21 protein-coding genes are annotated in these 23,138 nt (G+C 61.1%); 2 read left to right on the top strand and 19 right to left on the bottom strand.

Annotated elements, in window-relative coordinates:
- Positions 1-86 precede the first annotated feature (86 nt).
- Together mdoH and C1Y43_RS02750 are read right to left on the bottom strand one after the other, a co-directional pair.
- Positions 87-2,639 carry a glucans biosynthesis glucosyltransferase MdoH gene (mdoH, locus tag C1Y43_RS02745; protein WP_031279289.1) on the bottom strand — a complete coding sequence of 851 codons (2,553 nt, stop codon included), beginning with the start codon at positions 2,637-2,639 and terminating at the stop codon, positions 87-89.
- Positions 2,632-4,167, bottom strand: coding sequence for a glucan biosynthesis protein G (locus C1Y43_RS02750; RefSeq protein WP_182688977.1), 1,536 nt, complete (start codon positions 4,165-4,167; stop codon positions 2,632-2,634). Before C1Y43_RS02750 ends, mdoH begins: the two co-directional genes overlap by 8 nt.
- Before the next feature lie 278 nt (positions 4,168-4,445).
- Here C1Y43_RS02750 and mdoC point away from each other — a divergent pair, with 278 nt between their 5' ends.
- Positions 4,446-5,591, top strand: coding sequence for a glucans biosynthesis protein MdoC (gene mdoC, locus C1Y43_RS02755; protein ID WP_021506447.1), 1,146 nt, complete (start codon positions 4,446-4,448; stop codon positions 5,589-5,591).
- A 40-nt stretch (positions 5,592-5,631) separates the two neighbouring features.
- Here the strand turns inward: mdoC and C1Y43_RS02760 are convergent, their stop codons facing one another.
- Positions 5,632-7,092, bottom strand: coding sequence for a phosphatidylserine/phosphatidylglycerophosphate/cardiolipin synthase family protein (locus C1Y43_RS02760; RefSeq protein WP_021506448.1), 1,461 nt, complete (start codon positions 7,090-7,092; stop codon positions 5,632-5,634).
- Positions 7,093-7,244: 152 nt separating this feature from the next.
- Between C1Y43_RS02760 and C1Y43_RS02765 the strand changes: the two genes are divergently transcribed.
- Positions 7,245-8,384 carry a hypothetical protein gene (locus C1Y43_RS02765; protein WP_031279291.1) on the top strand — a complete coding sequence of 380 codons (1,140 nt, stop codon included), beginning with the start codon at positions 7,245-7,247 and terminating at the stop codon, positions 8,382-8,384.
- On the opposite strand, the gene C1Y43_RS23885 is transcribed toward C1Y43_RS02765, so the two are convergent.
- The 16 genes from C1Y43_RS23885 to C1Y43_RS02840 form a co-directional block, all read right to left on the bottom strand.
- Positions 8,381-8,557, bottom strand: a complete 177-nt coding sequence (locus C1Y43_RS23885) for a hypothetical protein (protein ID WP_021506450.1) — start codon at positions 8,555-8,557, stop codon at positions 8,381-8,383. The two genes, C1Y43_RS02765 and C1Y43_RS23885, sit on opposite strands and share 4 nt — an antisense overlap.
- 313 nt (positions 8,558-8,870) lie before the next feature.
- Positions 8,871-11,072: a TonB-dependent siderophore receptor gene (locus tag C1Y43_RS02770; RefSeq protein WP_031279293.1), complete on the bottom strand. Its 2,202-nt coding sequence runs from the start codon at positions 11,070-11,072 to the stop codon at positions 8,871-8,873.
- 169 nt (positions 11,073-11,241) lie between these two features.
- On the bottom strand, positions 11,242-12,474 hold the full coding sequence (locus tag C1Y43_RS02775) for a beta-ketoacyl-ACP synthase (RefSeq protein ID WP_058759684.1): 1,233 nt from the start codon (positions 12,472-12,474) through the stop codon (positions 11,242-11,244).
- Positions 12,474-13,205: a 3-ketoacyl-ACP reductase FabG2 gene (locus C1Y43_RS02780; protein ID WP_104186904.1), complete on the bottom strand. Its 732-nt coding sequence runs from the start codon at positions 13,203-13,205 to the stop codon at positions 12,474-12,476. Before C1Y43_RS02780 ends, C1Y43_RS02775 begins: the two co-directional genes overlap by 1 nt.
- A complete protein-coding gene (locus tag C1Y43_RS02785) occupies positions 13,205-13,678 on the bottom strand; it encodes a hotdog family protein (protein ID WP_021506454.1) in 474 nt (157 codons plus the stop codon). Before C1Y43_RS02785 ends, C1Y43_RS02780 begins: the two co-directional genes overlap by 1 nt.
- Positions 13,671-14,828, bottom strand: coding sequence for a beta-ketoacyl-[acyl-carrier-protein] synthase family protein (locus C1Y43_RS02790; protein ID WP_104186905.1), 1,158 nt, complete (start codon positions 14,826-14,828; stop codon positions 13,671-13,673). The genes C1Y43_RS02785 and C1Y43_RS02790 overlap by 8 nt, the downstream gene beginning before the upstream one ends.
- Positions 14,825-15,400: a DUF3261 domain-containing protein gene (locus C1Y43_RS02795; protein WP_058769605.1), complete on the bottom strand. Its 576-nt coding sequence runs from the start codon at positions 15,398-15,400 to the stop codon at positions 14,825-14,827. Before C1Y43_RS02795 ends, C1Y43_RS02790 begins: the two co-directional genes overlap by 4 nt.
- Positions 15,397-17,718 (bottom strand): MMPL family transporter, encoded by a 2,322-nt coding sequence (locus tag C1Y43_RS02800; protein ID WP_104186907.1) that lies wholly within the window; start codon positions 17,716-17,718, stop codon positions 15,397-15,399. Before C1Y43_RS02800 ends, C1Y43_RS02795 begins: the two co-directional genes overlap by 4 nt.
- A complete protein-coding gene (locus C1Y43_RS02805; protein ID WP_104186908.1) occupies positions 17,684-18,295 on the bottom strand; it encodes an outer membrane lipoprotein carrier protein LolA in 612 nt (203 codons plus the stop codon). The genes C1Y43_RS02800 and C1Y43_RS02805 overlap by 35 nt, the downstream gene beginning before the upstream one ends.
- Positions 18,292-18,708: a thioesterase family protein gene (locus tag C1Y43_RS02810; RefSeq protein WP_021508257.1), complete on the bottom strand. Its 417-nt coding sequence runs from the start codon at positions 18,706-18,708 to the stop codon at positions 18,292-18,294. Before C1Y43_RS02810 ends, C1Y43_RS02805 begins: the two co-directional genes overlap by 4 nt.
- Positions 18,701-20,395 (bottom strand): glycosyltransferase, encoded by a 1,695-nt coding sequence (locus tag C1Y43_RS02815; RefSeq protein WP_104186910.1) that lies wholly within the window; start codon positions 20,393-20,395, stop codon positions 18,701-18,703. The genes C1Y43_RS02810 and C1Y43_RS02815 overlap by 8 nt, the downstream gene beginning before the upstream one ends.
- Positions 20,389-20,736, bottom strand: coding sequence for a hydroxymyristoyl-ACP dehydratase (locus C1Y43_RS02820; protein ID WP_058759692.1), 348 nt, complete (start codon positions 20,734-20,736; stop codon positions 20,389-20,391). The genes C1Y43_RS02815 and C1Y43_RS02820 overlap by 7 nt, the downstream gene beginning before the upstream one ends.
- Entirely contained in the window at positions 20,723-22,051 is a 1,329-nt protein-coding gene (locus tag C1Y43_RS02825) for an AMP-binding protein (protein WP_104186911.1), read from the bottom strand. Before C1Y43_RS02825 ends, C1Y43_RS02820 begins: the two co-directional genes overlap by 14 nt.
- Entirely contained in the window at positions 22,048-22,608 is a 561-nt protein-coding gene (locus C1Y43_RS02830) for a hypothetical protein (RefSeq protein ID WP_104186913.1), read from the bottom strand. Before C1Y43_RS02830 ends, C1Y43_RS02825 begins: the two co-directional genes overlap by 4 nt.
- Positions 22,609-22,616: 8 nt before the next feature.
- Positions 22,617-22,868, bottom strand: a complete 252-nt coding sequence (locus C1Y43_RS02835; protein WP_021508262.1) for an acyl carrier protein — start codon at positions 22,866-22,868, stop codon at positions 22,617-22,619.
- A gap of 11 nt (positions 22,869-22,879) precedes the next feature.
- On the bottom strand, positions 22,880-23,137 hold the full coding sequence (locus C1Y43_RS02840; protein WP_021508263.1) for a phosphopantetheine-binding protein: 258 nt from the start codon (positions 23,135-23,137) through the stop codon (positions 22,880-22,882).
- Between the last annotated feature and the right edge of the window lies 1 nt (position 23,138).

Below are 23,138 nucleotides of genomic sequence, written 5' to 3' on the forward strand. Positions count from 1 at the left end.
ATTGTGTGAGGCGCGTTAAGCACTCCGCTGAAGCGCAGGCATAAAAAAAGCGGCATCGCTGCCGCTTTTTCATCACCGTTAGCCTGTCAGGCGCGCTGAGGCAGCGCCTGCGGGTTAAGCGTGAGTTTCTGATAACTCTCTACCCACTGATGATATTTATCCGCACTTTCCCACAAGCGCGTGTGCACGCGCGCCAGCACCACCGGATCGCTGATCAGCTGCAGACGCTGTTCGCGATTCAGTTTTTCCGGCGCATCGCTCAATGCCTGATCGACGCGGCGATCGCGTGCGTGATCCAGCAGTGCACTCTGCTTATGGCGCGATGTCGCCATCGCCGTCGCCAGCGCGTTGAACGCCGGATTGAACAGCGCATGCATGAAGCCATGCTTCAGCGCACGTTCCCGGTTCAGCTGCAGATAGTGATCGGTGTCGACCAGCTCTTTCGGCGGCTCATACTCTTCCGGGATCAGGAACAGCCTGGCGCGCTTACTCTTCAGCCCGACCGTGGCGCGACTCGACATCACCGAGACAAACGGCGACAGAATCAGCGAGAAGACGATTGGCGCCAGCCACCACAGGAAGTTGAGATCGAGCACGCCCATCCCGACGGCCCAGACAATGCCCAGCAGCATCTGTGAACCATGGCGACGGAACGCTTCGCTCCACGGCGTGGCGTCATCGTCACGCTGCGGCGAGTTCCACACCACTTCCCAGCCGAGGAAGGCGCTGACCACAAACACGGTGTGGAACAGCATGCGCACCGGTGCCAGCAGCACCGAGAACAGCATCTCAAGCAGCAGCGACAGGAACAGGCGGAATGCGCCACCGTACGGTTTCGCCCCTTTAAACCAGATCAGCACCACGCTGAGCAGTTTTGGCAGGAACAGCAGCACCAGCGTGGTGGAGAACAGCGCAATCGCCAAATCCGGACGCCACTGCGGCCACACCGGGAACAGCTGACGCGGCTGCAGGAAGTAGGTCGGTTCCATCAGCGTATGCACCACCTGCAGGGCGGTCGACAACGCAAGGAACATAAACCACAGCGGCGCCGACAGGTAGGACATCACGCCGGTCAGGAACACCGCGCGGTGCACCGGGTGCATGCCTTTTACCAGGAACAGGCGGAAGTTCATCAGGTTGCCGTGGCACCAGCGACGGTCACGCTTCAGCTCATCCAGCAGGTTCGGCGGCAGCTCTTCATAAGAACCCGGCAGATCGTAGGCGATCCACACGCCCCAGCCGGCACGACGCATCAGCGCCGCTTCCACGAAGTCATGTGACAGGATCGAACCGGCGAAGGAGCCTTCACCCGGCAGCGGTGCCAGCGCACAGTGTTCAATAAACGGCTGCACGCGAATGATGGCGTTGTGCCCCCAGTAGTGCGATTCGCCCAGCTGCCAGAAGTGCAGACCGGCGGTAAACAGCGGCCCGTAAACGCGGGTGGCGAACTGCTGACAGCGCGCATACAGCGTATCCATGCCTGACGCTTTCGGCGACGACTGGATAATACCGGCGTTCGGGTTCGCTTCCATCATGCGCACCAGACCGGTGAGACACTCACCGCTCATCACGCTGTCAGCGTCCAGCACCACCATGTAGCTGTAGTTGCTGCCCCAGCGACGGCAGAAGTCATCGATGTTGCCGCTTTTACGCTTCACGCGGCGGCGACGACGGCGATAGAAGATCTTGCCTGCCCCACCGACATCCCGCACCAGCTCCATCCACGCTTTTTGCTCGGCGATGGCGATGTCGGCATCGTAGCTGTCGCTCAGGATGTAAACGTCGAAATGCTCCGCGTTACCGGTGCGTTTCACCGACTCCCAGGTGGCGCGCAGACCGGCGAACACGCGTTCCACGTCTTCGTTACAGATTGGCATGATCAGCGCGGTGCGATGTTCCGGATTGAGCGGCTCATCCCCGGTGGTCGAGTACGAGATGCTGTACTTATCGCGGCCGATCAGCAACTGCAGGAAGCCCATCAGCGCGGTCCAGAAACCAGCCGATACCCAGCAGAACAGGATGGCAAACAGGAACAGGATGCCGGTCTGCAGAATATACGGCAGGATCAGCTCCACCGACTGCAGCCAGTTCTGGTTAAACAGCTCGACCGGATCGAGCAGCGTCCAGCCCTGATACGGCAGAATGGTTTTCATGTACCAGGTGGCGACCACGGTCTGCAGAATGGTCAGAATCAGCAGCACGTAGCGACGCATGGAACCCACGTGGCGCCATTTGTCTTCCGCTTTCTGCTCTTCCACCGTGGCATAGCGTGGATTGCCTTTCTGCCCGCGCAGGGAATCCCAGGCGCGCGCAATCGGGTTAGTCCGCCAGGCTTCAGGGAACATCAGCGAACGCTTCACCGGCGGCATCGCCTTCAGCGTGGTGCGGTCGAGATAATCTTTACTGAGCTGCTGGCCATCGGCGAGCGAATCCGGCCACGCCATGGATACGCGCGACGAGACCGATTTCAGCGGCGCATCGTCCGGCCGTTCGCTGGCGGCGATATCCTGCCCCAGCGCGCTGTGAATGGCATGAAACGCCTGCGCATTCTGCAGCGTGGCGCTGAGCGTGGCGCGTGCTGCCGCATCAAGCGGCAGCGCCTCCACGTAAGATTGAGGTAAATAAGTCGATTTATTCATTGGCAGGTAACTGATAGCTCCAGGTTTCCGTCAATGTCTTGTCGCCGCTCACCAGCGCCGCACGCATTTCGGTCGGCTGCTTGTTGTCTTTCACGCGCAGACGCAGCACCAGACGCCAGCCTTTGGTGACCGGGTTGTAGCGTACGCTCTGCTCGACCACGTCGGCGTTGTTACCGACGCTGACCTGCGGCGCCACCTGGGTGTTTTCCGGCAGCTTGCTCATCGCTTTACCGACAAAGTCCACGGTAAAGGCGATGGAACCATCCGGCTGACGCACCAGGTTAGACTGCTTCACATCGCCCGCAGAACGCAGCGTGTCTTTCACCCAGGCCACATCGTCCTGATGCAGCTGGTTTTCATCACGCGTAAAGTGCAGACGATATTTGAAATTCATCTCTTTGCCTGGCTCTGGCAGGCTCTCCGGCGTCCAGAAGGCCACGATGTTATCGTTGGTTTCATCTGCCGTCGGGATTTCCACCAGCTCTACGCGGCCTTTGCCCCAGTCGCCCTGCGGCTCAACCCAGCCGCTTGGACGCAGATCATAGCGGTCGTCCAGGTCCTGGTAATGGCTGAAGTCACGGCCACGCTGCAGCAGACCGAAGCCTTTCGGGTTTTCGATGGTAAAGGTGCTGACCGCCAGGTGTTTCGGGTTATTGAGCGGACGCCAGATCCACTCGCCATTTCCGGCGTGAATCGACAGGCCGTTCGAATCATGCAGCTCCTGACGGAAGTTGCTGACCGGCGACGGCTGGTTAGCGCCAAACAGGAACATACTGGTGAGTGGGGCTACGCCGAGTTTGCCGACGTTGTCACGCAGATACACTTTAGACTGCACGTCCACGGTGGACTCTTTGCCCGGCTGGATCACAAAGCGATAGGCACCGGCGGCGCGCGGAGAATCCAGCAGCGCATAAATCACCAGCTGTTTATCCTGCGGCTTCGGCCGCTCAATCCAGAACTCTTTAAAGCGCGGGAACTCCTCACCGGAAGGCAGCGCGGTATCAATCGCCAGACCACGCGCCGACAGGCCATACACCTGGCCTTCGCCAATCACGCGGAAATAGCTGGCACCCAGGAAGCTGGTGATCTCATCGTCTTTACCCTTTTTATTTAAAGGATACAGCACTTTGAAACCGGCAAAACCAAGATTTTTCACCGCATCGGCATCGTGTTTCACGTTGCCGAAATTGAAGTAGTCAGGGTTATATTTGATTTCACGTACCGAAGACGCGGTGACTTCATTGATTTTCACCGGCGTGTCGAAATACATGCCCTGATGATAGAACTCGAGCTTAAACGGCGTGCGCAGTTTGCCCCAGTATGCTTTGTCGTGGTTAAACTGGATCTGCTGATAGTCAGCAAACTTCATTTCACGAAACTGAGAGGGTAAATTGCTTTTTGGCGCTTCAAAACCTTTCCCTGCCAGCGCCTTAGCTTGCTTTGCCACATCATCAATGTTGAACGCCCAGCTATTGTTGGCGTACAACGCCAGCAGAACTGCTGCGCCTACCCAGCGCATCTTCACCAGCCCGCCATTATTCTTCACTTTAGTCAGCACATCCCCCCCTTTCGTGTGCTTAGATCAAACCCATTTATCTTAAAGGATTATTCGGTTTTCCGACAGCTTATGTAAAAGATTGTTCCCCTGATTCGTAAGCCGAAAGTGTACTTTTCGGATAATTAAACCCGGAAGATTAAGAAACAGATTCACCTGATAGTATACGCTGTTTACAGCCGGTAGAATTTCGTCCGGCATAATCCGGTTTCAGGGTGAAACCGGCAAGTAAACTGACAAACCGGAAGCTTATGAGTTCAGCCAAACCCGAACGTGAATATTTCCTCGACTCGATTCGAGCGTATTTAATGCTGCTGGGCGTGCCTTTCCACGTCTCGCTGATTTACTCGACCCAACGCTGGTCGGTTAACAGCCAGGACGCCTCACTGTGGCTGACGGTGCTGAATGATTTTATTCACGCCTTCCGCATGCAGGTGTTCTTTGTTATTTCAGGTTATTTCTCGTATATGCTCTATCTGCGCTATCAGCCCAACCGCTGGCTGAAGGTGCGGCTGGAGCGCGTCGGCATTCCGCTGTTAACTGCGGTGCCGCTCATTACCCTGCCACAGTTTTTTATGCTGAAAAATCTCACCAGCAAAGTCGGCGACTGGGCAAACTTCTCGCTTTATGACAAGTACAACGCGCTGATGTGGGATCTGATTTCGCACCTGTGGTTTTTACTGGTACTGGTGATTCTCACCGCGTTTGGCATGCTGAGCTTCCGCTGGCTGCGCGATCAGCAGCGCCGCATCGATTATCAGCAGGTTGGCTGGGGCAAGCTGACGCTGGCCCTGCTGGCCTATGCGCTGGTGTGGTGCGCCTTCCGCCGGCTGATTTTCCACTTTGCTCCCGCGCTGTTAATGGATGGCCTGTTCAGCATTGCGGTTATGCAGTCGCTGTTCTTCCTGCCGTTCTTTATGCTGGGTGCGCTGAGCTGGAAACATCAGGCGCTGAAAGCGCTGTTTGTGCGTTTTAATCCGGTGATGTGCTTTGGTGCCATTGCGGTGTTTATCGCGTACAGCCTGAATCAGCGCTACAGCAGCGGTGAAGGCTGGCTGTACGAGCTTGATGCCATCATTTCTACGCTGATGGGCTTGTGTATGCTGAACGTCTGCTTTAGCTTCGGCCACAAGCTGCTGAACAGCCACTCGCCGCGCATCATGTATCTGGTGAACGCGTCGCTGTTTATTTATCTGGTGCACCATCCGCTGACCATCCTGTACGGCATCTACGTTACGCCACACATCAGCAGTAATACGCTGGGCTTCTTTGTCGGCCTGCTGATGGTGTTTGGCGTTGCCTTTGCCCTGTACGAGATTCATCTGCGTATCCCGCTGCTGCGCTTTTTGTTCTCCGGCAAGCCGCAGCGCAAACCAGAGACCTCCGCGCAGACGTAACGGCGTACTTACCCGCCGGGCTGCGCGCGTTGCAGCCCGGCTATAGCAGCCACTCCACCGGCAGACGCCATACCAGCCGCACCAGCAAACGCTGCAACAGCGTGCACTGCGGCTCGTGCTTATGCACCACTTCCCGCGCTTCGCCGCTGTACTCCACCCAGTTAACGCGGCCCCACTTATCCAGTCGCAGTGCCCAGGCGCGGTCGCGCATGCCGCTGCTGAAGCGCTGATGGGTCTGCTGCGCCAGCGCTTCGCTCTCAATCACCAGCCCCATCTCCGTATTCAGCACCGCCGAACGCGGATCGAAATTAAACGAGCCAATAAACACTTTGCGGTTATCGACGGTGAAAGTCTTGGCGTGCAGGCTGGAGCCGGAATTCCCGGTCAGGCCGCGATCGTGCGGGGCATCCGCGGCATTGGCCTGCGGCTTCAGTTCGTAGAGCGCAATGCCGTGACGCAGCAGCTTCTTGCGCCAGCGCGCATAGCCGGCGTGAACCACGGTGACATCATTGGCGGCCAGCGAGTTAGTTAAGATGGCGATCTTAACGCCCCGCCGCTTCAGCGCCAGCAGCTGCGCCACGCCGGCCCGGGTCGGGACAAAATAGGCCGAGATGATATCGAACTGCTGCTGCGGCGTGCCGATCACCTCCAGCATGCGCTGCGGCAGCAAAGAGGAGCGCTTCGCTTTGCCCAGCCCTTTGCGCGGATCGTCACTTAACAGCCGCGTGTGTGCCCAGGTCATGCTCAGCGAGCCCTGCTCCAGCTGGCTGACAAACGAGGATTTCTCCAGCCGCGCCAGATAGCGCTGCACCGCCTCGCTCTGCTGCCACTCCGGCGGTAAACGCACCGCTTCATGCGGCGGTGCGCCGGTGTCCACGACGCTGCGCAATGGCGATACCGCTTTGCTGTGCCAGTAGCGGGCGAAATCTTCCGCCACTTCATCTACCGCCGGCCCCAGCGCAAGCACGTCGAGATCGGTAAACAGCGGCTCATTGCCGGTGCCAAAATATTCGTCGCCGATGTTACGGCCACCCACCAGCGTTACCGCGCCGTCCACGGTCAGGCTTTTGTTGTGCATCCGGCGATTCAGGCGGGCGAAGTCGGTCAGATAGCCCAGCGCGCGCAGGGTTCGAAACGAAAAGGGATTAAACAGCCGCACGGCGATATTCGGATGCCGATCGAGTTCAGCCAGCGTTTCATCCAGCCCGGGCGTATTGTTGTCATCCAGCAGCAGGCGCACCTGCACGCCGCGCTCCGCCGCATCCAGCAGCGCGCTGAACAGCAGGCGTCCGGACATGTCGTTGTGCCAGATGTAATACTGAACGTCGATGGTGTGCTGCGCCATGCCCATCAGCAGATAGCGTGCCGCAAATGCATCCAGCCCATCGTTCAGCGGATGAATGCCGCTCAGTCCCGGATGACGGGCACATTGCTGTTGCGCATGTTCTCTCAGCCCGTCGCCCGGCCGTTCGCGTGAGGAACGCAGTGCCGCTTCGCTCATACTCAATCCCTGCTTACCCTGAAGCTGTTATTGTTGGTATCACCGCACGTAAAGGCAATCAGAGCCGTCTACTTCCGCGTCAGGTGCGGCGTTAATTTAGTCTAGACTTAGCCAGGCGTTCTGCATCCGGCGTTCTTCGTGAGGAGAAGATCATGACTCAGCTATCCCCGCGCCATCAGCCCCGGCTATTTCGCAGCTTTTTTCAGGGCAGCTTCCCCTGCTCTACCGCCTGCCGCAGCGGCGGGCGACGACTGGATATGGTCATCAGCAGCGGCCACGACATGCTGCTGGAGAAAGATTACGCCGCGCTGGCGCAGGAAGGATTGCGCACCGCGCGCGACGGCGCCCGCTGGCACCTGATTGAGGCCACGCCAGGTGAATACGACTGGCGCACCTTTCTGCCGATGATTCACGCGGCGGCGCGCCATGATTTACAAATCATCTGGGAGCTGGCGCACTTTGGCTACCCCGATCATCTCGATATCTGGAAGCCGGCGTTTGTGGAGCACTTTGGCCGCTTCGCGCGCGCCATGGCTGAGCTGATGCGGGATGAGGGCGTGGAGCAGCCGTTCTTTACGCCTATCAATCAGATATCCTTCTGGTCCTGGGCCGGCGCCGATGTCTCGTGGCTCGATCCCTACGCCAGCGCGCGAGGTCGCGAACTGAAACGTCAGCTGGTGCGCGCCTCGCTGACGGCCATGCACGCCATTCGCGACGTCTATCCGGACGCCCGCTTCGTGCTGACCGACCCGCTGGTGCAGATCGCCGCCGATCCGCATAACCCCGACAGCAAACCCTATGCCGACAGCCAGCATCAGGCGCAGTTTGAAGCCTGGGACTGGCTGGCGGGACGCGATGCGCCGGAGCTGGGTGGTCAGCCCGATTTTCTCGACATCCTGGGGCTGAACTATTATCCCGACAACCACTGGTTCTTCTCCGGCGACACCATTCCGCCCGACCACCCGCAGCGTCAGCCACTGCACCGGCTGCTGATGCAGTGCTGGCAGCGTTATCAGCGCCCGCTGCTGCTGGCGGAAACCGGCGCGGAAGGCGACGCGCGCGCGACCTGGCTGCGGCATGTCAGTGAGGAAGCGCGGCTGGCCTTAGCGCAGGGCGTGGCGCTGGAAGGCATTTCGCTCTATCCGGTGGTGGAGTATCCGGCGTGGGCTGACGATCGGCGCTCGCCTGGCGCGCTGTTTGGTCTGGGCGATCCCAATGGCAATCGCACCCTGCACGAAGCGCTGGCGCTGGAGTTACGCAGTCAGCAGATTAAATGGCGCACCCAGGATTAAGAGTGCTGCACCGGGCTGGCGGTTTTGGGCGGGCAGGTTTGTACATCCAGTGACGGATCGGCTGGATGGCGCACGTCCGTCAGCCAGGTCATGGTGAAAAGGAACACTACGCCGATCAGGCAGGCGGAAAGCAGTCCAATGATGGCGATCAGTTTGTCATCCCGGGATTCCATCGACATCTCCTTGCGGGCGTCCGTAGTCGGTTGCTGGCCTCAGCTCATCCATAATGTAAGCATCAGGACGAAGATTATAAGGGTAACCGAGGTCACTGCAAGTACCACAATGGCGAAGTGCGCATCATCCAGCGGTTGCCGTAAAGGTTCGTCGTGATCGTCAGGTGGCGCGGGTGAACTCATGATGACTCAACAGGAAAGAGGCGTTTTTCAGCGGGATTGCCGCACAGAGTGTAATGGAATAGCGGCCAACGTACAGCACTATTTCTGTCGGAAAAGACCACGGAGCGTCACTACGCCCCGTGGTGGCCGCTTAGAAATCGTAGCTCATGCTGATTTTCAGCGTGCGCGGGTCGCCCTGCGCGAGATAGGTGCCGGTGTCATCAACGTTTGACCAGTACTTCTCATTGGTGACGTTTTCGACCGCCACGCGCCACACCAGATCGTTCTGATTCACCTTCATGCGGTAACGCATACCAAGATCCAGCGTGGTATAGCTGTCCAGCTTGAGGGTGTTGGCCGAGTTGGCATACTGAGAGCCGCTGTGGTTGAGCAGCGCCGTGGCCGTCAGCCCCTCCACCGGCTTGATGTCATACTCCGCGCCCAGCACGTAGGTGTAGCGCGGCACGCCAATCGCCTGTTTGCCATCGTAAGTGCCGCCGGCGGTTTTCTTCATCACCGGATCGATCCAGGTGGCGCTGGCGTTGAGGCGCAGGCCCAGCACCGGCTCACCAAACACGTTGGCTTCCACGCCGCGATGGCGCTGCTCGCCATCCATGACGTAGACATTGTCACTGTTGATCAGGCCGGACGGTTTCTGGATTTCAAACAGCCCCAGCGAGCCGCCGATGCGGCCGAAATCCGTTTTCACACCGATCTCATTCTGCTTCGAGTGCGCCACGCCGGTCACGGTGCCATAGTTGACGGCGTCTTTGGGGGCCACTTCACCAGGCTGCAGCGCTTCCGTATGGTTCGCGTACAGCGCCACTTCTTTCCACGGCTTGTAAACCACGCCGTACGTTGGCATCCAGCGGTCGTTGGTGAAGCGTGAATCAACGCTTTCCGCGCCGGTGTTGTAGTTATAGCTGCGCACCACCACTTTCTGATGGCGAGCACCGACGGTCACCAGCAGCGTATCGTCCAGTAATCCGAGCGTATCGCTCAGCAGATAGCCCTGGGTGCGGGTGCGCGAAGTGGTAAGCGGATCGGAGAACTTGCCGCCGGCGAAGGTGGCCGCCGGTTCAGCCACGTCGCCGCTGTGGTAGATATTAAATGGCGTGCCCACCAGCGACATGTCGTAGGCATTTTTCGCATTGGTGGTCAGCGCCGAGTAACCTACGTTGACTTTATGACTGACGAAACCGGTGTGGAACTCACCGCGCAGCCCCACCATGCCGCTCATGTTGTCCTGAATACGGTTGGAGTAGAAGCTGCTGATGGTGCCGTCACCGTTGCTGTTGGTAATGGTCGGCGCGCCGTAGTTGCCGGTTTCATGAGCGTGCTGTGCGCCGAGACCGGCATAGGCCGTCCAGCTGTCGGTAATATCGTATTCTGCTTTGGCGATACCGAATTCAGATTCCATATCGCTGTACACCCATTTCTGGCTGTAGTTGTGCGAATTTGACGGCACCGCCGGGATCACGCCGGCGCTGGCGAATTTCACGCCCTGTAAGCCGTCATGGAAGGTTTTCTTCTGATAGCCAACGTCCAGCGAGGTGCGTAGCCGATCGCCGCGATAATCAAGACCGACCGAGGCCGCCGTGGTGCGTTTTTTCTCGCCGTCAACGCCGGTTTCGCCCTCGCGATGCACGGCGTTAACCCGCACGCCAAACTGATTGTTATCGCCAAAGCGACGCCCCACGTCCAGCGTTCCGCCAACCTGAGACGAGGAGGTGTAATCGAGGCCAACGCGATTGATCGGCGTATCTTCGGCATGTTTCGGCTCGAGGTTGATCATACCGCCGACGCCGGAACTGGCTGCGCCGTTAACCAGACTGTTGGCGCCTTTGAAGATCTCCACGCGATCGATCAGCGAAGCGTCCATCACCTGGCGCGGCACCACGCCCGGCAGACCGCCGAAAGTCATATCATCGCCGTCGAGAGTGAACCCCCGAATGCGGTAAGTTTCAGCGAAATTGCCGTAACCTTTGACGTTCTGCACGCCCGCATCGTTGCGCACCACATCGGCGATGGTTTGCGCCTGCTGGTCCTGAATCATTTTTGCCGTATAGCCGATGACGTTGAACGGCACGTCCATGGCGTTTTGCTCGCCCAGCATGCCGAGGCGACCGCCGTGGGCAATCTGGCCGTCGAGAAAGGCCGGTACTAAGTCGTTGCCGCCGGGTTTGAATTCACTCTGCGGCGTGGCGGTGACGGTCAGCGTCTGCTGTTCGTTAGCGCCCTGAGGTGCGTTACTGGTGTTAGTGGTAGCAGCCATCACTGGCAAACAACCGGCGCTGACCAGCATGGCCAGCAGCGTCGGTTTCATTCCGGGATTGAAAGGCGTTCTGCGCATGGTTATCCCCTGATGTAAATTATACTGAGAATCATTATTATTGCGGTTTGCGATTATGCGCAGCGTACAGCTAAATGCAAGCGAAATCCGGCGGTGTATCACCGCCAGAGGCATCATCGGGGAGGAAGATTCCCGCCGGGCGACGGGAATGAGGGGTAAACGGAGAGACTCAGGCGTCGCGCCAGCGTTTAAACACCAGTGAGGTGTTGATACCGCCAAAAGCAAAGTTGTTTGACTGGACGTAATCGGTCTGTAGCTGCCGGGGCGCGCCAGTGATGTAATCCAGCTCACCGCATTCGGCGGCGGGCTGCGTCAGATTCAGCGTGGGCGCAAACCAGCCCTCACGCATCATCTCAATACTCATCCACGCTTCCAGCGCGCCGCAGGCACCCAGCGTGTGACCGAAGTAGCTTTTCAGCGAAGAGATGGGCGTACGATTGCCAAAAATCGCTGCCGTCGCCTGGCTTTCGGCAATATCGCCGCGATCGGTGGCGGTACCGTGTGCGTTAATGTAACCAATCTGCGCTGCCGTCACCCCTGCACTGTCCAGCGCGCGCTGAATACAAATCTGCATGGTTTCACGCTGCGGCTGAGTGATATGGGCCGCGTCACAGTTAGTGTGAAAACCGACCAGCTCCGCATAGATGGTCGCGCCGCGCGCCTGCGCATGTGCCAGCGATTCCAGAATCAGCGTGCCCGCCCCTTCGCCAATCACCAGACCGTCGCGCTGTTGATCGAACGGTGCCGGCGAGGTGTGCGGCGCGTCGTTACGCTGGCTGGTGGCAAACAGCGTATCGAACACGGCGGCTTCCGAGGGGCACAGCTCCTCTGCCCCGCCCGCGACCATCACGGTCTGATAGCCATGGCGAATGGCTTCCCACGCGTAGCCAATCGCCTGGCTGCCGGAAGTGCAGGCGCTGGACGTGGGGATCACGCGACCGCGCAGACCAAAAAACAGTCCGGCGTTGACTGCCGTGGTGTGCGGCATCATCTGCACATAGGTGGTACCGGTGATGTTGTTGGTGTGCTTTTCCGTCAGCATGGTGGCGAACTCGCTCACCGGACCGGTGCTGCCGGTCGAAGACCCATAGGCGATGCCGGTTTCACCACTGGTCAGCACCGGATGGTCAATCAGGCCGGCCTGCTCCAGCGCCAGCTCGGTGGCACGCGTCGCCAGCAGTGAGACGCGGCCCATGGCGCGGATGCGTTTACGCGTGTAGTGCGGCGGCAGCGTGAAGTCGTCGATCGGCGCGCCCAGCAGCGTGTGCAGGCCATCATAGACTTGCCACTCCGGCATTTTACGTACCGCATTCTGGCCCTGTTTAATGCGCTGCGCCACCGCGCTCCAGCTCTCACCGAAAGCGGTGACGCCGCCCATACCGGTAACCACTACCCGCTGCATCACAACATCCCTCCGTTGATGGAAATCACCTGACGCGTAACGTAGCCAGCGATATCCGACATCAGATAGCTGGCCAGGCCAGCGACTTCTTCTGCCGCGCCCATACGTTTCATCGGAATGATTTTCAGCGCTTCGTCGATTACCTGTGGCTCAAGATCGGTCATGCCGGTATCGATCAAACCTGGCGCGATACAGTTAACGGTGATTTTGCGTTTCGCCAGTTCAATCGCCAGCGCTTTCGTGGCGCCGATGATACCGGCCTTGGCCGCGCTGTAGTTGACCTGCCCGCGGTTGCCCATCATACCGGATACCGAAGAGAGGGTAATGATGCGTCCGCCCTGGCGCAGGCCGATCATCGGCATGACGCAGGGATGAATCACGTTGTAGAAGCTGTCGAGGTTAGTGTGGATCACGCTGTCCCATTCGTCTTCGGTGAGCGCCGGAAAAGCACCGTCGCGGGTAATGCCCGCATTGCTGATCACACCATAATAAGCAGCGTGCGCGGCGATATCCTGCTCCAGCGCGTTACGCGTGGCTTCCCGCTGTGCCACGTCAAACTGCAGCGTGCGGCCGCGGCCGCCTGCGGCAACGATCTGCGCCAGCGTCTGCTGCGCACCGGCGGCGTCGCGGTGGTAATGCACCACAATATCAAATCCGTCGGCGGCCAGACGTAAAGCCATGGCACGGCCAATACCTTTACTGGCCCCGGTTACTAATACGCTGCGGGTCATCACTCGGTTCCTTGTTGCGCTAATCGGGTTAATTCGTCGTCGTCGGGCTGGTAGGTGTTCAGTCGTCCGCTGGCCAGCAGGCTGGTGCCGCAGCGGATCTCGCCCTCAAAACTGCCCAGCTTGTCATCGCGCATCAGCAGGTGCATCTCAATCTGCAACGCACTGTGTGCCGCGAAGGTGGACGCACTGGCGCGATAGCCGCGCCCGCCCAGCAGCATGCCGGGGCGGATGTCACTGGCACCGCGCTGGCGGGCATGAAAGCCGGACCAGACGCCCACGGTCTGCGCCATGATCTCGACGCCAAACCACGCCGGCAGCTCGCCCTGCGGCGTGAGAAACGGTGCCAGCACGCCGTGCGGGCTCACCGTGACTGCACAGACAACGCTGTCTGGCGTGACGTCAAGCACGCGCTCAAGCAGCAGCAGCGGCGCGCGGTGCGGCAGGTAATCGCCCACCGGCAAAAAATCATTCATGCGAATATCCTACAATCAGGCAGGTATTGTTCCCGCCAAAGGCAAAGGAGTTGGAGGCAATCACCGGGCGCGCCAGCGGCTGTGCCACCGTCAGCAGTCCACAGGGCGGCAGCGTACTATCCTGCGTCGCGTGCGAAAAATCCTGCGGCGGTAGCGACAACTGTTGCTGGATAATCAGGGCCGCCAGCGCGGCTTCGGTGGCGCCTGCTGCGCCCAGCGTGTGGCCGGTGAGGTGCTTAGTGGAACTGCACGGCACGGCATCGCCAAACAGACGGTGAATCACCGCCGCTTCAACCTGATCGTTCAGCGGCGTGGCGGTACCGTGCAGATTGATATAGCCCACCTCGTGCGGCTGCAAACCGGCCTGCTGCAGCGCCATGCGCATGGCGGCTTCCGCGCCCACGCCCTGCGGATGCGGCGCTGACATGTGCCAGGCATCTGACGATTCACCGCAGCCCAGCAGCGCCAGCGGCTGTGGCTCGCGCGTCAGCAGCAGCAGCGCCGCTGCTTCGCCAATCGAAATACCGTCGCGCCCGGCGCTGAACGGTGCGCAGTGATGTTCCGACAGCGAATCGAGGCTGGCAAAGCCGTTAATCGGCATGCGGCTGAGCGAGTCCGCACCGCCCACCAGCGCTACGTCGGCCAGACCGGCAGCAATCAGCCGCGCCCCGCTAATGATGGCGCGCGCGCTGGAGGAGCAGGCAGTAGAAATCGTGTACGCCGGGCCATCCAGCTGCAGATAGTGCGCCAGAAAGCGCGACGGATCGCCCAGTTCCTGCATCCGGTAGTCATAACCGGCATGACCGCCGTCCGTCTGCCGATCGCCCTCATCCACGCCGGAAGTACTGGTGCCCAGCACGATGGCCACGCGGGCGCGACCATAGCGCGTAATCGCCTCATCCAATGCTGGCTGGCACTGCTGCAGCGCCGCCAGCAGCAATCGATTGTTGCGCGTATCATGCGCCGCCAGTTCAGCCGGTACCGGCGGCAGCGCGCCCGGCACTTCACCCAGCCAGCAGCGCTTGCCCTGCGCTAACCAGCCGTCACGCGGCTGCATGCCGGGCGCTGTGCCCTGCTGTAGCTGGGCGGCAATCTGCGCCAGGCTGCTGCCCAGCGCATTGACCATGCCAAAAGCCGACAGGTAAATCATGAGGAGGCGTCCAGATGCTGGATGTGAATCTGATAGCCAAAGGCGCGCTGATCAACGCTAATCGGCTCACGCTGTTCCCCGCGCTGCAGATAATGAATCAGGCTGATCAGCTGGCCGGAAGCATCGCGCAATTCGCGCCGATCGCCCACATCGCGTAGCGTCCAGCCGGACGGCAATTGCGGCTGCCACGCGCTGACCGGCCAGTAGCTCAGCATAATATCGGCCAGCACCTGGCTGGCTGGCGGCAGGTCGGGCAGCGCCATCATCTGCTGGGTATGAATCCCCTGTTGATCGTAAGTGACGCGGAATAGCCGGATGCCAAGCGACGACAGCCCGGCCAGCGAGATCTGCTGCGCATCCGCGCTGAGCAGCACCAGCAATGACTGGGTTTTGCCCTTCACGCGGCCGGTCAGCAACTGCTGCTGCTGAAAGCCGGGCGAGATGCCCGGTGCCGGCAGCGTGACGCGCACGCCAGGTTTGAGCCAGGCCGTGGGCCGGCTGGACTCGTCATGGTGAGACGCACATCCGCTCAGCAGCAGGCTGAGCGCCAGCAGTAACGCACCCATTCTCATCGTGATTTCCTTTTTCCGCCCGCCAGCGCCAGCGGCGCCAGTAAAAATGCACAAAAAATTCCGCTGCACAGCACGGTACCAAAGCTGCTGATAGCGCTGGTACTGCTGAATACCAGCATGCCCAGCGTCAGCAGCGTGGTCATCATCGCCAGCGTCACCGCCAGCATCGACGTCAGCGGCGTGCCGCGTGGATTACTGAAAAACAGCGTGTAATTGATGCCAATGCCCAGCACCAGAATCAGCGCCAGCAGCGCAAACAGATTCAGACTGGCCCCCAGCCAGCCGAGCGTGGCAAGCGCGGCCGCCAGCGACAGCCATGACGGCAGCGCGCTGCGCAGCCCGGCTTTGAGGCCAAGGCGCAGGGTGTAGCTGACGGTGATCAGTAGCAGCGCCAGCGCCAGCAGGCCGCTTAGCAGCGTGCGCCAGAAGCCAAACAGCTCATCGTAACGGGCTTTGCGGTCGACCCAGCTCACGCCTGCCTGCCCTGTCGCCAGCTTTTGCAGCGCCGCACTGTTGGTCACGCCGCTCACCGGGACCAGCACGCTGCTGCGTCCGTCAGGCAGCGACAGCCACAGCAGCCGCCAGCCTTCACTCAGCGGACTCGCCAGCCACGCCTGCACGCTGACCGGCATCGGCTGCAGACTGGCCTGCGCCAGATGGATACCGGCCTGTTGCAGACGCGCCATGATGGTCGGGGCCGCCTGCTGTAACAGCGCGACATCATGCTGCTGCTGTTCCAGCGTGCTGAGCGGCAGCAGGCGATAGCTCGCCAGCCAGCCCTGCTGCTGCGCGCGCTGCAGTTCGGGCGCCAGCGCATTAAGCCGCTGCAACACCTGCTGCTCGTTATCACCCCAGACGACAAACCAGGTTTGATCGGCCTGCTGCCCGGTGAGCTGCGCCAGTTGGCGATCCTGCGCCAGCAGCTGCGCCGGCGCGCTCTGCAGATGGGCAATATTATCGTCGACGCGCAGCTGTAAGATGCCGCTCAGCGCGTATAGGGCCACCAGCAGCGGTAACCCGACGCGCAGCCCGCGCTGGCGGCGCCACGCGGCCAGCCAGCGCGCCAGCCACACCATCATCGGCACCGGTCGCACCGGCAGGCCGCGCACCAGCCACGGATAGAAACAGATCACCGTCAGGCACGAGGCGCTCAGGCCGCTGGCGGCAAATACCGCCAGCTGGCGCAGCCCGGGAAACGGTGCCAGCAACATCAGCAGCCAGGCGATCGCCGTGGTGCCCAGCGCCAGCAGCAGCGTACCGCGCACTTTATGCAGACTCTGCCACGGTGTGGCGTGCTCACCGTGCACCATGCGTTCCGTCAGGTAGTACAGCGTATAATCGGCCGAGATGCCGACAATACTGAGACTCATCACCAGCGTGGTGAGATGCAGCTCACCAAAAAACAGCAGCGTGAATACGGTGCCGGCCATCGCCCCGATGGCTACCGACAGCACGCTCAGCGCCAGCGGCCGCAGTGAGCGAAACACCAGCCACACCAGCAACAGCAAACCGCCCAGCGTCACGCTGCCCAGCGTGGCAACATCATGCTGCGCGCGCTGGCTGGCATCGTCGCTGAACAGCACCGTGCCGCGCGTCAGCAGCTGCGCCTGCGGCCAGCGCTGTTTCAACTGCTGCTCAAGCTGATGCAGCGCGCTGACCAGCTGATGGCTCTGCGCCATGCTGAAGGCGTTATGTACCAGTTCGCCGTGCAGAAAATACCAGCGGCGCTGCTGCGCATCGCTGACCGTCAGCCAGCCGTTGTGCAGCACCATTTTGCTGGCGTTCTGCTGCAGCGCCAGCTGCGCGCCACGTACCAGCAGCAGCGGGTCACCGGCAAGCTCTTTGCTGCTCACCCCGGCAAACGCCGAAAACAGCTGCGCCAGAATCCAGTCGGCCTGCGCGCCGCCGCCGTGCTGCAGTCGCGCACGCGTCAGCGGATCGATCAGCCCGTTGCGATGCTGATAAGCAAAGCTTCCCCAGCGCTGCAGCTGATCATCATCCAGCGCGCCGCTGACCTCACTGAGCATCGGCAGTGCCCGGAGCTGCGCCTGCCACCACGCAGCGGCGGCTTCACCGTCCGCACCGGGCGCACTCACCAGCCACACCAGCTGGCGGTCGAGCCGCTGCATAAAGCCCTGCTGAATCTCTGCCGGTGCCTGGCCAAGATTCTGCTGCGGCAGCAGAGCCAGCACGCTGCTGTTAATGTGGCTGCGCGGCAGTAACCAGGCCAGCGCCAGCATCAGCAGCAGACAGACGGCCAGCCAGGCGCGCGCGGCAAAAATCTCACTGCGCTGCGGCAAAACGGGCTCGCTCTTCATCAGTCAGTTGGCCGGGCTGCGTACGGGTATCGCTCAGAGTGATTTCCGTTTTATCGCCCTGGCGGTCATCCAGCGTAATGCGGTTGAGATACGCCGCGCCCTGCAGATCGATGCGGTTGAAGATCTTATTCAGCGGTGCCGCTTTCGGCGTCAGGCTCAGCTGCCAGCCGTCGCCACCGTCATCGCGGAAATCGAGCACAAAATTCTCGCGCAGTACCTGCTCATCCGCCTGGAACAGCGCGCGCAGCAGATGGTTAAACTGGAACATTTGCGGATTGCTGTCTGCGGTGATCACCTGCGGCGGCTGGCCGCTCATGCTTTGCACCATGCGGTGATCATCCAGAATCAGCGTCATCGGGAACGGTGTCGCCTGGTGCCACCACAGCCCCTGCTGCTGAGCAATCAACAGCTGGCCGCGCGACACCAGCGGCTGCGCCATGCCAGCGATGCTGCGCACCTGAATAAAGCTGGCGCGAATCACCGGCTGGCTGGCAAAGCGCTGCTGTAGCTGTTCCAGCGTCACCGCGCTGGCGCTGGCGCTGAGCAGCGTCAGCAGCAGGCAGACCAGACGAATCATGATGACACCCCCAAACGCTGCAGCAGAATATCCGGCGAGACAAAGCACATCTCCTGCGTGCTGGCGCTGACCGCCACCTGCAGCGTGTGCGCTTTGGTGGTCACCTGCCCGGCAGCGTTACGGATGACATAATCGATGCGCAGCCGGTTTTCATATTCGCTGATGCTGGCTTCAACACGAATGGCCTCTTCACAGCGCAGCGGCAGGCGGTATTTAACCCGGGTATCGACCACCGGCCAGACGTAGCCGCTGGCACTCATCTCTGCATAGCTGTAGTTGATACTGCGCAGCAGCGCTTCACGCGCCACTTCGAAGTAGCGGAAATAGTTGCCGTGCCACACCACGCCCATCGGATCGCAGTCATGAAACGAGACCACCCGTTCAATCTCCGCGCGCCAGCTTGCGTCACGCATCGCGTTGCTCCTCTTCGGGCAGAGCCCAGAAATCGTAAAAGTTAAACCAGTCCAGCGGTGCCAGCAGGGCATGATGCTGCAGGCGCGCAGCGTAGCGATCGACCGCCGCCTGCAGCGCCTGCTGTCGACCATTGCGCGGCAGCGGTAAAGGATCGGCAAAGGCCTCGCAGTGCACGCGCAGTTTGCCCTGCTGGCGCAGCGCGAACATCAGCAGCACCGGACAGCGCAGCGCCGCCGCCAGCACAAACGGTCCCTGCGGGAACGGTGCCGGTTGGCCCATGAATTCACTCCACACCACGCGCCGTTCGCCGCCGCGCTGACGCTGCACGGCGGTGCGGTCGCCAACAATGGCCACCCACTCACCGGCATCCAGCTTTTGCTGCAGTAAAATTGCGGTGTCCGGGCCGATATCACTGACCGGCAGCAGATTGACGCCCGCCTGCGGCGCAATGCTCTCCAGCACTGCGCGGAAGCGCTGGGCGTTGTCGGTGAACACCAGCGCGTTGATCACCAGACCGCTGACCTGCTTCGCCATCGCCCGGCAGGCTTCGATATCGCCCAGATGCGAGGCGAGAATCAGCTGACCTTTGCCTTCAGCGGCGCGAATCACCGTTTCCGCACCGGGCGCGAAGTCGATATCGCGTCCCCATTTCAGGTCACCGCGCCAGCTGGCGACTTTATCCAGCATGCTGTTGCCAAAACGCAGGAAGTGGCGATAGCTGCTGAGCGGCCGCGGCAGCGCAATCTGCTGTTGATGCGCCACGGCCTGTACGCGCGTCAGCCACTGCTGCGACGCCGCCCGCGCCGCGCGACCGCTGAGCCAGTACACCGCCACCACCGGCCACAGCAGCAGAATAAACGGCAGGCGGCCGGCACGCTGGTACAGCCACAGCATAAAGCGCAGCCCCCACTGGCCGCGGCGCTCTGGCGTCGCTGCCCAGTGCGCCTGCTGACGCCGGCGGGATAGCAGCTGCGGGATGCGTGGCAGCATGCCAAAGAACAGGCGGGTGTGCATCCACGAGATACGCAGGTTGTCATGCAGCGCGTCAAAGTGTGAGACGCCGCTCGGCGGATAGGTCACGCGCGTGCGGATAAACCGGCTCGGCGTGCCCTGCCAGTAGAGGCGCACCATGATCTCGGTGTCAAAATCCATGCGCTGGCCAATAGCGCGGCGATCGCACAGCTCAAGCGACGCTGCCAGCGGATAGACGCGGAAACCGCACATGCTGTCTTTCAGCGAAAACGACAGCGTTTCCACCCATACCCAGAAATGGGTGATGTAGCGTCCATAGAGCCGGGATTTCGGGATTGAGGCATCGTACTGCGGCTGGCCGGAGATCAGGCAGTGCGGATAGCGTTCGGCCTCTGCCAGCATGCGCGGTGTGTCCTCCACCTGATGCTGTCCGTCGGCGTCCAGCTGCAGCGCATGACTAAAGCCCGCGGCCGCGGCGGCGCGCAGTCCGGCAATCACCGCCGCTCCCTTACCCTGGTTGTGCGGCAGCGTCAGCACCCGGAGCTGCGGCGCATCCAGCGCAGCGATATGCTGTTTGGTCCGGGCATCGCTGCCGTCGTCGACCACGATCACCGGCAGGTTGAACGGGGCCAGCCGCGCCAGCACCGACGCCAGCATGGCACCGTGGTTGTAGCAGGGAATCAGCACGCAGGGCGCAAAAGAGGCACTCAGCACAGGCGAATCTTCCCGCTGCTGGCGACCTCAGCCTGCGCACCGCGCAGCAGCGCGTAGCGAAAACTCAGCAGCGACTTTTCCGGCAGCCACTGCAACTGCAGCTCCAGCTGCGCATCCGGCGGCACCGGCTGCTGGAATTTGATGTTTTCAATCGAGGCAAAGCTCTTACCCGGCGCCAGGCGCGTCAGGCCGTAGTGCAGTACCCAGTCAAGCTGCGCCACTCCTGGCAGAATCGGCAGCGTCGGGAAGTGGCCGCGAAACCACAGCAGGTCGGCAGCCGCCAGCAGGCGCAGGGTGAGCGTGCCATCCTGCTGTTGCGCGTCTAATTCAACCGGTAACATCAAACAATTCCTCTATCTGCGGCCATGCGCGCTTGCTCTGCGCGGTGACCGGAATCGCCGTCACCACCCGCCAGTAGCGCGGCATGGCGACCGGCTCCAGCCAGGGTTGCAGCGCGCGTTTCCATTGTTGTTTACGCTGGTGCAGCGTGGCGGCGTCTGGCAGCTGGGGCAGCGCCAGCACCACCGCGATGGCATGGCGGCCGTGACGCTGAATCGCCAGCGCGGCGGCATCTTCCACACCAGGCAGCGCCAGCAGGCGACGCTCTACTTCGCTCAGCGACACGCGCTTGTCTTCAATTTTCACCACCCGATCCTGGCGCCCTGCCAGCTGAAACCGGCCCGACGGCTGCTGCACGATACGATCGTCCAGCGCACAGCCCGCGCGGCTCTCCAGTAGTTCTGAGAAGACCTGCCAGCGCTGCGGCGCGATCTCGCGCAGCGAGACGTGGGGGAAACACTGCCACAGCGCAGCGTCATCGCTGGCCCGGCGCCACGCGATCACCCCGGTTTCGGTACTGCCATAAATTTCATCCACCGCGCAGTCCAGCGTTTGCTGCGCGCGTTGCGCATCCGCGCCCGGCAGCGCGCCGCCCGCGGAGACAATCAGTGCACAGGGCGGCGCCACCAGCGCAGTATCCAGCCGGCGCAAAAACGCCGGACTGCTGATAAAGGCGTAGCGGCGATCGGCACGCTGATCCGCCAGTTGCTCACCATAAAAAATTTGCTGCGCGGCGAACGGCAGGCCGAGCGCCATCGGCAGAATAATGCGAAAACTCAGGCCATACAGATGCTGATGGCTTACCGAGGCAATGACGTGACACGCCTGCAGACGCGTGCCCCACAGATCGGCCAGCCACTGAGCTTCCAGATCCATAGCGCGCAGTGATTTGACCACGCGACGCGGCGTTCCGGTTGAGCCGGAGGTGAACAGCACCAGACTCGCCTGCGCCGCTATCTCTGGCAGCGCGCCCTGCGCCAGCGCGCCGTCCCAGCGTAGCTGTGGCAGGGTGACCGCCAGCGGCATATCGCTGATCACGCCATCAAGACTGTCGTGCATCTCTTCCAGCTGCGCTGCGCGGCAGTGGCCGGGGATGACCGGCGTTTTGCCGGCGTACCAGCTCGCCAGCAGCGCCACGGTAAAGTGGTAACTGTTGTCAAAGCACAGCGCCCAGCGTGCGCCAGGCTGCGCCTGTAGCTGATGGGTTAAGCCCAGCACCTGCTGCCGCATCTGCGCCAGCGTATGCTGCTGTTGCCCCTGCCAGGCGACGAGACGATCGGCACCTTGCAGCCAGTCGCGAATCGCCACGGCCTTCATGCGTGTTTCCACATGCGCTGACGCAGCAGCCATTCGCCGCCCATCAGCGCGCCCATCAGCACATAGCTGATGCACCCGTTCCAGAGTGTCCATAGCCGGATATGACTCAGCAGGCAGGTGGTCAGTGCCACGCTGCCGTTGAAAATAAAAAACCCGCACCACACCTGCGTCACGCGTCGGGTATAACGGACGGCACGCGGCGGCAGCTGAGGTTCACGCAGGCGCGCCAGGCGCTCTACCAGCGGCATCGGGCTGAACAGCGACGCGGCGAACAGCAGAAGCAACAGGCCATTCACCACCACCGGATACCACAGCAGCAGATGCTGCGCCCGCAACACGATACTGGCGAGAGACAGCAGGCAGCCGATCAGCGCCAGCAGCAGCAGCGTGCGGTTCAGCGCGCCCTGTGCCTGACGCAGACTCCAGATGCGCGCCGCAAATACCAGCGCCAGCAGCACCAGCACGCCGCGCCACTGCGGGTGAGTCAGCGCCAGCCATACCAGCAATGGCCAGGCGATCAGCGCCAGCGCGTTCAGCAGCTGCAACAGCCTGTGCATGGCGTTTATCAGGCCTGGTCGCGCATCAGCTGGTCGACGGCGTCAACCACGTCCTGTACGGTGCGCACCGCGCGGAAGGCTTCTGGCTTGATCTTACGCCCGGTGCGTTTTTGCAGATGCACCACCATGTCAACCGCATCAATACTGTCGAGTTCGAGATCTTCATACAGGCGAGCGTCCGGGCGGATCTCGTCCGGATCAATTTCGAACAGCGTAGTCAGCAGCGTCGCCACTTCCTGGTAAATATCTTGTTTATTCATGTCGACGGTTCTCAGGCTTGCTGTTGTTCAACAAAAGCGGCCAGCGTGGCCACGGAAAAAAAGTGCGCCCGCAGCGTTTCGCTCTCGGCGGAGAGCTGCACGCCGAAGCGGTTTTTCACCGCCAGTCCCAGCTCCAGCGCATCGATCGAGTCGAGCCCCAGCCCTTCGCCAAACAGCGGTGCGTCGCTATCGATATCATCCGGACTGATATCTTCCAGATTCAGCGTGTCGATAATCATGGTTTTAATGTCGTCAATCAGTGCTTGCATA

Source organism: Pantoea sp. ICBG 828 (assembly GCF_002928355.1).
Lineage (GTDB): Bacteria > Pseudomonadota > Gammaproteobacteria > Enterobacterales > Enterobacteriaceae > Pantoea > Pantoea dispersa.